Origin of the sequence: Allobosea sp. LjRoot9, from assembly GCF_964252745.1 — a bacterium.
Taxonomy (GTDB): domain Bacteria; phylum Pseudomonadota; class Alphaproteobacteria; order Rhizobiales; family Beijerinckiaceae; genus Allobosea.
Map to the genome: position 1 here is coordinate 169,289 of NZ_CAXUPC020000003.1, position 12,288 is coordinate 181,576.

General features: G+C 64.4%; 9 protein-coding genes. 3 read left to right on the forward strand and 6 right to left on the reverse strand.

Annotated features, from left to right (window positions below):
* Positions 1-19: 19 nt before the first annotated feature.
* Positions 20-1,363, reverse strand: coding sequence for a hemolysin family protein (locus tag ACSQ3P_RS15325; protein WP_436166410.1), 1,344 nt, complete (start codon positions 1,361-1,363; stop codon positions 20-22).
* A gap of 343 nt (positions 1,364-1,706) precedes the next feature.
* On the opposite strand from ACSQ3P_RS15325, the gene ACSQ3P_RS15330 reads away from it, so the two are divergent.
* Positions 1,707-2,579: an undecaprenyl-diphosphate phosphatase gene (locus ACSQ3P_RS15330; RefSeq protein WP_436166411.1), complete on the forward strand. Its 873-nt coding sequence runs from the start codon at positions 1,707-1,709 to the stop codon at positions 2,577-2,579.
* Between the two features lie 96 nt (positions 2,580-2,675).
* Here ACSQ3P_RS15330 and ACSQ3P_RS15335 read toward each other — a convergent pair whose 3' ends face one another.
* The 5 genes from ACSQ3P_RS15335 to ACSQ3P_RS15355 form a co-directional block, all read right to left on the reverse strand.
* A complete protein-coding gene (locus ACSQ3P_RS15335) occupies positions 2,676-3,338 on the reverse strand; it encodes a GntR family transcriptional regulator (protein ID WP_436166746.1) in 663 nt (220 codons plus the stop codon).
* A 159-nt stretch (positions 3,339-3,497) separates the two neighbouring features.
* Positions 3,498-4,520: a TRAP transporter substrate-binding protein gene (locus tag ACSQ3P_RS15340; RefSeq protein ID WP_436166412.1), complete on the reverse strand. Its 1,023-nt coding sequence runs from the start codon at positions 4,518-4,520 to the stop codon at positions 3,498-3,500.
* A 24-nt stretch (positions 4,521-4,544) separates the two neighbouring features.
* Positions 4,545-5,825 (reverse strand): TRAP transporter large permease, encoded by a 1,281-nt coding sequence (locus ACSQ3P_RS15345; RefSeq protein ID WP_436166413.1) that lies wholly within the window; start codon positions 5,823-5,825, stop codon positions 4,545-4,547.
* Entirely contained in the window at positions 5,822-6,352 is a 531-nt protein-coding gene (locus ACSQ3P_RS15350) for a TRAP transporter small permease (protein ID WP_436166414.1), read from the reverse strand. Before ACSQ3P_RS15350 ends, ACSQ3P_RS15345 begins: the two co-directional genes overlap by 4 nt.
* Before the next feature lie 2 nt (positions 6,353-6,354).
* A complete protein-coding gene (locus ACSQ3P_RS15355) occupies positions 6,355-7,767 on the reverse strand; it encodes an FAD-binding oxidoreductase (RefSeq protein ID WP_436166415.1) in 1,413 nt (470 codons plus the stop codon).
* A gap of 260 nt (positions 7,768-8,027) precedes the next feature.
* On the opposite strand from ACSQ3P_RS15355, the gene pepT reads away from it, so the two are divergent.
* Positions 8,028-9,257 (forward strand): peptidase T, encoded by a 1,230-nt coding sequence (pepT, locus tag ACSQ3P_RS15360; RefSeq protein ID WP_436166416.1) that lies wholly within the window; start codon positions 8,028-8,030, stop codon positions 9,255-9,257.
* 415 nt (positions 9,258-9,672) lie between these two features.
* Positions 9,673-12,138: an outer membrane protein assembly factor BamA gene (gene bamA, locus ACSQ3P_RS15365; protein ID WP_436166747.1), complete on the forward strand. Its 2,466-nt coding sequence runs from the start codon at positions 9,673-9,675 to the stop codon at positions 12,136-12,138.
* The last annotated feature ends 150 nt before the right edge of the window (positions 12,139-12,288 follow it).

Below are 12,288 nucleotides of genomic sequence, written 5' to 3' on the forward strand. Positions count from 1 at the left end.
TGAGAGGCACTGTCGCGTCTCAAGCGACTGCGGAGGCGGCCGGCAAGGCGCTGCGCCGCGCGAGCAGCTTGTCGATCCGCTTGCCGTCCATGTCGACGATCTCGAAGCGCCAGCCTTCATAGTCGAAATGCTCACCGGCCTCCGGAAGCCGTCCGAGCTGGAACAGGGCGAAACCGGCGATGGTGTGAAAATCGCCCTCCACCGATCCCGACCGGAAGCCGAGGCGGGCGAAGGCATCGTGAGCCAGCATCGCGCCGCCGAGCAGCAGCGAGCCGTCTTCGCGCTCGATGATATCCGGCTCTTCGCCTTCCGCATCCGACAGGTCGCCGGCGATGGCCTCGAGCAGGTCGGTCTGGGTGACGATCCCCTCCAGGCTGCCATATTCGTCGATGACGATGGCGAGGCGGACCGGGGCCTTCTTGAACTGGTCGAGCACGCGGAAGATCGGCACGCCTTCGTGAACGATCACGGGTTCGCGGATGACGGCCATCGGGTCGAGTGTCTTGCCATCGAGCACCTGGTCGAGCAGGTCCTTCTTCAGGATCATGCCCAGGGGCTCGTCGACATCGCCGCGCCCGACCAGGAGCTGCTCGTGGCGGCAGGCGCGGATGGTGCGCAGCATCTCGGCCGGGCTGTCATCGGCGTCGATCCACTCGATGTCGCGGCGCGGCGTCATGATGTCGCCGATGCGGCGGTCGCCGATATTGAGGACGCGTTCGACGACCTCCTGCTGCGTCTGCTGGAGGATGCCGGCTTCCTGGCTGGCCTGGATGAGCAGCTTGAGCTCTTCGGGCGAATGCAGCGCATCCTCGCCTGTACCGGGCCGCAGGCCGCATAGCCGTAGCAGGAGATTGCCGAGGCCGTTGAGCGCGATGATCGCCGGCCGGAGCAGGAACAGGAACAAGCCGAGGGGGCGCACGACCCAGAGCGCAGTGCCTTCGCTGCGCTGGAGGGCAAGGCTCTTGGGGGCAAGTTCGCCGAGCACGATATGCAGCGTGGTGATGATGATGAAGGAGATAGCGACCGCGATCGCATGAGAGCTGGCCGTCGCCAGGGATCCGGGCAGCGCGTTAAGCAGGGGCATGATCAGATGGGCGAGGGCCGGTTCGCCGATCCAGCCGAGGGCTAGGGACGAAATCGTGATGCCGAGCTGGGTGGCCGCGAGATTGGCGTCGAGATTGTCGACGGCCCGCTTCAGGGCGCCGGCATTGGTCTTGCCGGCATTGACCAGTTCGGTCACGCGGCTGCGGCGGACGGCGACGAGGGAAAATTCCGCTGCGACAAAAAAGCCGTTCGCGGCAACGAGAACAAGTACGGCGAGTATCCCGATCAGATCGGGCATACTGCCATCGGAACTAGGCATGGTCTCCTTTTGGGCGGCGAGCCGCCACAGACTATTGCTGGAGTGCCCGGTATAGCACGGCTTTGCCTGATGCATGTGACCACATATGCGGCGATGGGGCTGGGGCGATGCTTCGCCGGAGCCTGATGGCTCTTGGCCCAAGATGCGTGTTATTCGGCTATGCCAGCCAGGCAGCGACAAAACGCTGGGAACGCTGCCGTTTCCAGCTTGGGCAGGCGATGCGAGCTTTATGCGGACCAAACACGCAAGGCTAGCATCGGCGCCTTCGGACAACGCCGCATTGAGCGACATTCCCGTCACGAGCCTATAGGAGGCCGGACGAGCTGGATGGAGAGCCTTCTCGATGGCGAGTGCATGTTCGGCCGGTATCGATACCGGGTTCGCCGCATTGGATTTCGGGCAGATGGTCGTGCTGGGCCTCGTGCAGGGCGTCAGCGAATTGCTGCCGATTTCCTCGACGGCCCATATGCGTGTCGTTCCGGCGGTGCTGGGCTGGCCCGATCCGGGATCGGCCTTCTCGGCGCTGATGCAGCTGGCGGCGCTTGCTGCCGTGGTGACCTATTTCCGGCGCGACGTCAGTGAGATCGCGATGGGGGCATGGCTGGCCCTGAAGCGTCGCGAGACCGGCGGGCCGTATTTCAGGCTGGCGCTTGGAATCGTCCTGGCGACGGTTCCGATCGTTATTGCGGGCGTGCTGCTCGCCCAGCTGCTCAATGCCTGCGGCTCGCCCTTGCGCTCGCTCTGGGTGATCGGCGTGAGCTCGATCGCGATGGCGCTGCTCCTGGCCCTGGCCGAATGGCTGGCCCGTCATGACCGCAGCGTCGAGCAATCCAAGCCTCGGGATTTCCTCCTGGTCGGCCTCGCCCAGGTCGGCGCGCTGATCCCCGGCGTGTCCCGCTCGGGATCGACCTTGACCGCGGCGCTGGGGCTGGGCTTCAAGCGCGCCGAGGCTGCGCGCCTGTCCTTCCTGATCGGTTTGCCGGCGATCGCGTTGGCCGGCCTCAAGGAGGCGGTCGAGCTCGCCAGGGCCGGCATCGACGCCCATGCCGCTGTGCTGCTGCTGGTGGGCCTCGTCGCCGGTTCGCTGGCGTCGTTTGCCGCGGTCTGGGGGCTGATGCGCTTTCTGGAGCGCATGTCGAGTTGGCCCTTCGTCCTCTATCGCGGCTGCATGGGCATCCTGCTGCTGACGGGCGTCGCTGCGGGCTGGCTGCACTAGGCATAAGCGATCGAGCGGTAGGCGAAAGCTCGCCCTTCAGCCCAAGACCCTTCAGCCCAAGACACGTCAGCCCAAGACCAGTCAGCCCAAGACCAGTCAGCCAAGGAGCGCTTTCGCATAGGTCTGGCCGGAATTGGCGATATGTGCGGTCATCAGGCTGGTGAAGCCGGCGAAGTCGCCGGCCTGGAAGAAGCCGAGGATGGCGCGGTGCTCCTCGAAGGAGAGCGGCGTCTGGACGTCGATGGGTGAACTCAGATTGGTCCGCAGCGCCGCGACGCGCCCGGCCACGAGCCGGTAGGATTCCTGCAGATAGCGATTGCCGCAATGGTTGAAGAAGGCCTCGTGCAGGGCGGTGTCGGCGCGGCCATAGGCGACATTGTCCTTGGCCCTCAGCGCTTGTTCCATGCCGAGGATCGCCGTCGAGATCTCGGTCACGACACTGTTGCGGTCCCGGTGATAGGCGAGTTCGGCCGCTTTGGGTTCGAGGATGATCCGGAACTGGCAGATCGTAGCGATGTCTTCGGCATCGGGGCTGAAGACGAAACTGCCGACCTGCGGCTTGATCACGACCAGGCCCTGCAGTTGCAACTGGTTGAGCGCCTCGCGCACCGGCGTCCGGCTGACGCCGAAGGATTGCGCCAGCATCTCCTCGGCGATGAAGGCGCCGAGCGGGAGTTCGCCTTCGATGATCGCCTGGCGGAGACGTGCGACCGCCTTCTGTGCCAATGATTTCGCGGGCTGGAGCTTCAATGACAGCATGGCGAGGTTGGTTTCGCCTCGTGAGGACGGCGACATGGAGCGGTGCGGGAATGCCCGAAGCCGGGAGGCTTCGGGCATTCTCATAACAGATTTGCGCGGGAACGGACGGGGGCGATTGCCGGCAAGCTTGACTGCTCCAGCTTCCGCAGATGTCGAAACTCAGCTCCCGCGAATGCGCTTGAGATCTCCGAGGACGAGGTCGAGCGCTTCCTGTCCAATCGAGGCGGCGTTGCGCTCGTAGATGACCTTGAGCTTGTCGCGCAGCCTTGCGGTTTCCTCGGGCGAGATCTCATTGACCTGCATGCCAGCGGCCTTGAGATTGGCGAGGCTGAGGTCGGATTTCTCGCGGTTGACCTTGCGCTGCTCGGCCTGGCCGACGATGGCGCATTCCTTCAGCACGCCTTGCTCGGCCGGCGAGAGCGTGTCCCAGATCTTCTTCGAGAACAGCACCAAGGTCGGGCTGTAGGCGTGCTTGGTCAGCGTGAGGTATTTCTGGACCTCGTAGAACTTCATGTTCTCGATGTTGTTGTAGGGGTTCTCCTGCCCGTCGACCGTCTTGGTCTCAAGGGCGGAGTAGACCTCCGAGAAGGCCAGCGGCACGGCATTGCTGCCGAGCTCCTTGAAGGTGTCGATGAAGATGGTGTTCTGCATCACCCGCATCTTCACGCCCTGGAAATCCTCGACCTTGGTGATCGGCCGGCGCGAATTCGTGGTGTAGCGGAAGCCGTTCTCCCACCAAGCGAGATTGATGACGCCGACGGCCGGCAGCTTGTCCGAGAACCAGGTTCCGGCCTTGCCGTCGAGAACCTGGTCGGCCTCCTTCTCGTCATTGAAGAGGAAGGGCAGGTCGAACACGCCGAGCGCCGGCACGATGCCGGTCAGGGGCGCGGTCGAGGTCAGCACCATGTCGAGCGAGCCGGTGCGCACGCTCTGCGTGGCGGTGAGGTCGTTGCCGAGCGCCCCGTCCCAATAGGGCTGGATCTTCAGCTTGCCGCCGGATTTTGCCAGCGTGCAGGCGCCCATGGCGGAAAGGCCGTTGCCCATGGGGTGTTCCTTGCTGACGCCATTGGAGACGCGGATGTTGCGCTCCTTGAACTGGGCCGCGGCGGGGCCGGCGACGCAAGCCAGGGCAATGGCCGCAAACGCGGCGGGCAAGCTCACAAGCAGCGATGTTTTCGTCATTTTCTTGATCCTCCCTTTTTGAAATCAGCGCGACAGCCAGGCCAGTGGAACCATCACCAGCCCGGGAAACAGCACGAGCAGGAACAGCACGATCAGTTCCGCCCAGAGGAAGGGCCAGAGCCCCTTCATCAGATCGCTCATCGAAATATTGGCGACGCCGCACATCACGTTCAGCACGATGCCGACCGGCGGCGTGATCAGGCCGATGGCGTTGTTCATGATGAAGAGCACGCCGAAATAGACGGGATCGATTCCGGCCTGCTTGATCACCGGCATCAGCACGGGGGTCAGGATCATCAGCGTCGGCGCGAAATCCAGTGCCGTGCCGACGACGACCACGATCGCCATGATGACGAACATCAGCAGGATCTTGTTGCCCATGAACGGGCTGAGCATCGCCGCGACCTGGTCGGGCAGCTCCGACAAGGTGATCAGCCAGGCCGAAATCAAGGCGGCCGCGATCAGGAAGACCACGACCGAGGTGCTCTTGGCCGCGGCGACCAGCAGCGGATAGAGCTGGCGCAGGGGCAATTCGCGATAGACGAAGGTGCCGATCACGAAGGCGTAGACGCAGGCCGCGACGCCGGCCTCGGTCGGCGTGAAGACGCCGAATTTCAGCCCACCGATGATGCCGAGGGGCATGATCAGGGCCCAGATGCCGTCGATGCCGGCGCGTGCTCGCGCACCCCAATCCTGGCGCGGCAGCACGGTGACCTTGTCGCGCCGCGCAACCCACAACCAGGCGATGGTCAAGGACAGGCCCATCATCAGGCCGGGCACGATGCCGGCGAGGAAGAGCTTGCCGATCGAGACATTGGCGATGACGCCGAAGACGATCAATCCGATCGATGGCGGGATCACCGGGGCGATGACGCCGCCGGCGGCGATCAGCCCGGCCGCGCGCGGCACATTGTAACCGGCCTGCCGCATCATCGGGATCAGCAAGGCGCCGATCGCCGCAGCGTCTGCCGCTGCGCTGCCGGAAATCGCGGCCATGACGACGGAGGCGAAGATCGCGACGAAGCCGAGCCCGCCGCGCAGATGGCCGACGAAGGTCAGCGCGAAGACCACGATGCGCCTGGAGATGCCGCCGGCGTTCATCAATTCGCCGGCGAGCATGAAGAAGGGGATCGCCAGCAGCGGGAAGCTGTCGGCGCCCTCGATCAGCTTCTGCGACAGGATCGCGGTGTCGATATTGCCCTGCATCAGCATGAGGGCGACCGCGCAGACCAGCAGCGCGAAGGCGATCGGCATGCCCAGCGCCATGGCGCCGAGCAGCGAGGTCGTGAAGACGACGACGGTCACGGGCGCAGTTCTCCGGCGATGGGCGGATGGGGCATTTCTTCGCTCTCGCTGACGTCGATCAATTCATCGTCCCGGATCATTCCGGTTGCGACGCGCCAGAGCTTGACCGCGGCATGCAGGCCGATGCCGAGTGCGGTGACGTAGCTCACGCCATAGACCCAGATCATCGGCAGCCCGGTCACCGGCGCTGCCGTGGTGGCGTTCACCTCGTGCTGGACCCAGGTGCCCTGGAACAGCAGGACACAGCAGATCAGGATCAGGGCCTGGCTCAGGGTGAAGCAGATCAGCCGCCCGCGGCGCGAGAGGGCGCGCACGACGGTGTCCATGCCGAGATGGCTTCCGTCGCGCATGGCCAGCACCGCGCCGATGAAGGTTAGCCAGACGAAGCAGAAGCGCGACAGCTCTTCGGAGACGACGATGCCGGAGTTGAAGACGTAGCGCAGCACGACATTGCCGAAGACCATCACCACCATGGCCAGCAGCAGCGCGGCCAGCAGCGCCTCGATGAGCTTGAAGCCACGCGCCATGGTCAGATCACCTTGCCGGGATTGAGCAGATTGTCGGGGTCGAGCGCCGTCTTCAGCGTCCGCATCAGCGCGATCTCGGGTTCGCTGCGGGCATGGCCGAGCCATGGCTTCTTCATGGTGCCGATGCCGTGCTCGGCCGAGACGCTGCCGCCGAGTTCGCGGACGAGACCGTAAATGATCGCGTCCATCGCCGCCTTCGGCTGCTGCTCGATGGCAAGCCCCGGCACCCAGGCGACGAGATGCAGGTTTCCGTCGCCGATATGGCCGTAATAGACGCTCTCGCAACCGGGGATGCCGGCGCTCAGCGCTGCCTTGCAGCGCGTCGCGAAGGCGTCCATGCGCGCCACCACGAGGCCGATATCATAGGAGACATGCGGGCCGAGCACCTGGCCGAATTCGGCGCAGGCGTCGCGGACCGCCCAGAAGGCCTGCGTCTGGGCATGCGATTGCGCGACGGCGGCGTCAGCGAGGATGCCGCGCTCCATCATGCCTTCGAGCCAGGCCTGGAAGCGCGTGCCATCGGCCGCCTCGTCCGAGCCATGCGTCTCGACCAGCACATAGAAGCCATGGCCGCTGCCGACCGGAGCGCGCACGCCGACGCGCTCGGTGACGACCTGCCAATAATCCGGCCACATCACCTCGAAGGCCGAGAGGTTCGAGCCGAGGCCGTCGCGCGCTTCGCCCAGCAGCGTCACCACCGCGTCGTAGTCTGAGAGCGCGCAGAGCGCGGCCATGGTCGAACGTGGCTTGGGGAACAGCCGCAGCACGACGCGGGTGATGATGCCGAGCGTCCCCTCCGACCCGATGAAGAGGTGCTTCAGGTCATAGCCGGCATTGTTCTTGAGCAGCTTGTTCAGATTGGTGACGACCGTGCCGTCCGCGAGCACGACTTCGAGCCCGAGCACGAGATCGCGCGTCATGCCGTAGCGGATGACCCTGTTACCGCCGGCATTGGTCGAGAGATTGCCGCCGATGGCGCAGGAGCCGCGCGAGCCGAGATCGAGCGGGAAGAGGAAGCCGGCGGCATCGGCAGCGTTCTGGACCACCTCCAGCGGCGTGCCGGCCTTCACCGTCATCGTGGCGCTGGCGGTATCGATCTCTTCGATGCCGGTCATGCGCTCGAGCGAGATCGCGACCCAGCCCGCCTCGGGCGTGGCGCCGCCGCAGAGCCCGGTCATGCCGCCTTGCGGCACGAAAGGCAGGCCCGCCGCACGGCATGCGGCGACCGCCTGGGAAACTCCTGTTGCATCAACCGGTCGCACGACGGCCAGGGGCCGGCGAGGGAGCTGGGCGCTCCAATCGTTGCAGTTGCGCGCAGGGACATCGGCCCCGATCAGGACGGCATGCGCCCCGAGCCCGGCCTTCAGATCCTCAAGCGCATCCTCCGCGCGACGGGGTTGGTTCAGCGCATGCATCGCGTGACCGCCCTCTTGTATGTAAGGTACAGTCTTCTATGAGGCGTGATGACGCAGGTCAAGGGGCGGTGGCGCGCGAGAGCAGGATGCGAAAAAGTGGACACCGGTTTTTCGCATCCTGCTCTCGCTCGTTAGTGAGGATCGAATGCGGCCAGCGAGGGCGCGGCCCGCCTTTCCGGCGCTGTCTCGCGCCCGTCATTGCGCTAGGGTCGTTGCGACGGAGGCGATGGAGAACGCCTCAATGGCCGGACGGAGGCAGGATGAGCATTCGCGCGCAGCTGATCGAGCGGTTCTTCCGCTATCTGGCGGTCGAGAGCCAGAGCGACGCCAAATCCACGGTGTTACCGAGCACGCCGGGCCAGCAGCGTATGGCCGTCTTGCTGGCGGAGGAGTTGCGCGCGCTCGGGCTGGAGACAATCGTCATCGACGACCACGCCACCGTCACGGCGGTGAAGCCGGGCACGCGGCCGGGCGCGCCGAGGATCGGTTTCATCGCGCATGTCGACACGGTCGATTCCGGGCTTTCGCCAGTGATCCGTCCGCAGATCCTGCGCTTCGAAGGCGAGGATCTCTGCCTGAACCGCCAAGAGGATATCTGGCTGCGTGTGGCGGAGCATCCCGAGATCCGCCCCTGGGCCGGCGCGGATATCATCGCGAGTGACGGCACGAGCGTGCTCGGCGCCGACAACAAGGCGGCGATCGCGGTGATCATGACACTGCTCGCCAATCTGCGCCCCGAGGACGCGCATGGCGACATCCTGGTCGCCTTCGTCCCGGACGAGGAGATCGGCCTGCGCGGCGCCAAGGCCCTCGACCTGGCACGGTTCGACTGCGATTTCGCCTATACGATCGATTGCTGCGAGCTCGGCGAGGTCGTGATCGAGAACTTCAACGCCGCGGCCGCCGACCTTGTCTTCACCGGCGTCAGCGCTCACCCGATGTCGGCGAAGAATGTCCTGGTGAACCCTCTGCTGATGGCGCACGACTTCATCAGCCAGTTCGACCGCACGCAGACGCCCGAGCATACCGAGGGCCGCGAAGGCTATATCTGGTTCCATGACATCGTCGCCAATGTCAGCGAAGCGCGGTTGCGGGTAATGATCCGCGACTTCGACAAGGTCTCGTTCGAGCGGCGCAAGGCGCGCCTTGGCGAGGTCGCGGCGCTGATCGCTGCGCAATATCCGAAAGGCCGCGTCGATTGCCAGGTGAACGATACCTACGGCAATATCCATGACAGCCTGGGCGATGACCGTCGCTCGGTCGACCTGCTCTTTGCGGCGCTGGCGGCGCTGCAGATCGAGCCGAAGCTGATCCCGATGCGGGGCGGAACGGATGGCGCGGCGCTCTCCGCCAAGGGGCTGCCGACGCCGAACTTCTTCACCGGCGCCTATAATTTCCATTCACGCTTCGAGTTCCTGCCCGTCCCGGCCTTCGAGAAGTCGTTCGAGGTCGCGCGCATGATCTGCACCCTGGCGGCGCAGCCGGAGTAGCGGGCCGGTAAGGTCTGACATTCCCGGGGCGTGGGGGCGACTTCGAGACAGCTGCAGTGCGCTCTTCTCGATGTGTTTCCAAAAGCCATCTCGATGGCAAGCGCATGATCTGTAGAAGGTAGATCCTCTGCTGGGATGTTCGGTTTGATGCAGTAATTTTTGAATTTCGTTCCAGAATTATGTGCGGATCTTAAAATCAACCGCTTCCGCTCCTCGAAAATAAGGCGCGGCGAAGTCGTTCAGACACCGCGCGAAATGGTCGGAAGCAATTGGAATCAATCTCGTCGATTCTTCGCCTTTAGTCGCTGGTTAGCCTGCCGTCGGCGTAACCGGTGATGCGATAGGCGATAGAATGACGTGGACCTCCCCGAGCCGGGCTTTCAAGGCGTGGCTCTCTGTGTCGGCCGGGCTGGCCATGTTCTTGCTGGTTTGCAGCAGCGGCGCGGCGTTCGCGCAGGCCGTGGCGGCGTTCGCGCAGGCCGTGGTCGTGCAGGGCAACAGGACCGTCGATGCGGAGACGATCCGGGGCTATGCCAGCGACCCCGAGGCCGGGACACCTGAGCAGATTCGACAGAAGCTGGTCGCGAGCGGCCTGTTCTCCAGCGTCCAGGTCAGCCGGCGCGGCTCGCAGATCGTCATCGCCGTGCGCGAGAACGAGGCGGTCAATCGCGTCGCCTTCGAGGGCAATCGCCGCCTGAAGAGCGATGTTCTGCTGCAGCAGATCCAGTCCAAGGCCAACGGCCCGCTGAGCCAGGCGCTGATCGATGCCGACGTTCAGCGTCTGAAGGATGCCTATCGCCGCGCCGGCTACGGCCTGGCTTCGGTCAGCGGGCGCATCAACACCTTGTCGAATGGTCGCTCGGATGTGGTCTTCACGATCTCGGAAGCGGGCAAGACCGGCATCAAATCGATCAATTTCAGCGGAAACAGTGTCTATTCGTCGGGCCGCCTGCGCGATCTGATGAGCTCGACCGAGTCGAACTTCCTCAGCTTCATCAAGACCTCGGACGTCTATGAGGCGGACCGGATCACCTCCGACCTCGAAATCATCCGCCGCTATTATCTGAAGAACGGCTATGCCGACTTCCAGATCGTCTCGAACAAGGCCCATTTCGACGAGGCGCAAGGCGGCTGGATCATCGACATCGCGGTCGAGGAGGGGCCGAAATACCGTGTCGGCAATGTCGCGGTCGATTCCAGCCTGCGCGACGTCGATCCCGCAGCCCTGCAGCGCATCGTCGCGACCTCTTCCGGCGATACCTACAACGCCGAAGCGGTCGAGAAGTCGTTGCTGGCGCTGACGATGGAGGTGTCGCGTCGTGGCTATGCCTTCGCGCAGGTCCGCCCGCGCGGGGACCGCGACGCCGCCGGCCATCTCATCGGGATCACCTATGTCGTCGATGAGGGGCCGCGCGTCTATGTCGAGCGCATCAATGTGCGCGGCAATACCCGCACCCGCGACTATGTCGTGCGTCGCGAGCTCGATCTCAGCGAGGGCGACGCCTACAACAAGGTGCTGGTCGACCGGGCCGAGCGGCGCCTCAACAATCTCGGCTTCTTCAGCAAGGTGCGCATCACCAACGAGCCGGGTTCGACGCCTGATCGCGTCGTCGTCAATATCGATGTCGAGGACAAGGCGACGGGCTCGTTCTCGGTCAGCGGCGGTTATTCGACCTCGGATGGCGTCATCGGCGAGGTCGCGCTGTCGGAGGCGAATTTCCTCGGCCGCGGCCAGTTCGTGCGCATCGCCGGCACGCTCGGCCAGCGCACCCAGGGCGTCGATTTCTCCTTTACCGAGCCCTATTTTCTCGGCCATCGCGTTGCAGCCGGGTTCGACCTGTTCTCAAAGTACAATGATTATTACAGCACCAGCCGCTATTCGAGCCGCGTGACCGGCGGGCAGCTCCGCTTCACCCTCCCGATCACGGAGGAGTTCTCGATCACGCCGCGCTATTCGCTCTATACGACGGAGATCAAGGTCCCGAACTCGACGGACTATCCCTACAACGACTGTACGAACGCGATCACGGGAACGACGCCGGGGACAACGGGCGCAACTGCGGAAAGCTCGACCTATAACTGCCTCACCAATGGCGAGGCATCGGTCGCGGTCAAGGAGGCGCAAGGCTCGACCATCACCTCGCTGATCGGCCTGAACCTGAACTACAACTCGCTCGACAATATCCAGAAACCGCGCAACGGCTTCGTCGCCGAACTGAAGCCCGAATATGCCGGCCTCGGCGGCGATTCGAAATTCCTGCGCGTCGCCGCGGATGCGCGCTATTACCGTGAGCTCTTCGACGATGTCGTTGGCTTCGTGCGGCTCCAGGGCGGCCATGTCCAGGCGACCAGCGGCGATCTGCGCATGATCGACCATTACTCCATGGGGTCGAATCTGGTGCGTGGCTTCTCCTCCACCGGCATCGGCCCGCGTGATGTGCTGACAGGCAGCGCGCTCGGCGGCACGACCTATCTCGGCGGCACGCTCGAAATGCAGTTCCCGTTGCCGGGCCTGCCGCGCGATGTCGGCCTGCGTGGGGCGATCTTCGCCGATGCCGGTACGCTGTTCGACTATGACGGCGGTTCGAAGACGATCACGAGCGCGAGCTATACGGGCTGCCCCAGCGGCTCGGATGCCAGGCAGTACAAGGTCTCGACGAGCTCGAGCTATCAATCCAACATCGCCTGCGTCCGCGACAACAACGTCATTCGCTCATCGATAGGCGTCAGCCTGCTCTGGCAGTCGCCGCTCGGCCCCATCCGCTTCGACTACGCTTATGCGCTGACGAAGGATGATGGTTGGCGCGACCCAACGACCGGCATCAGATATGGCGGCGACAAGCTCCAGGCCTTCCGCTTCTCGGGCGGCACGCGCTTCTGAAGCCGACGCGTCTGCGGCGGAAGGCCGCCGCAGACGCGCTCATTCCGCGATGATGATCTCGATGCCCGCCGCCGACAGGGCTTGGGCAAGGGAGCCCGTCGGCATCGATCGCTCCGACCGTGATCACCAGATGCGCGGTCTTGAAGATGC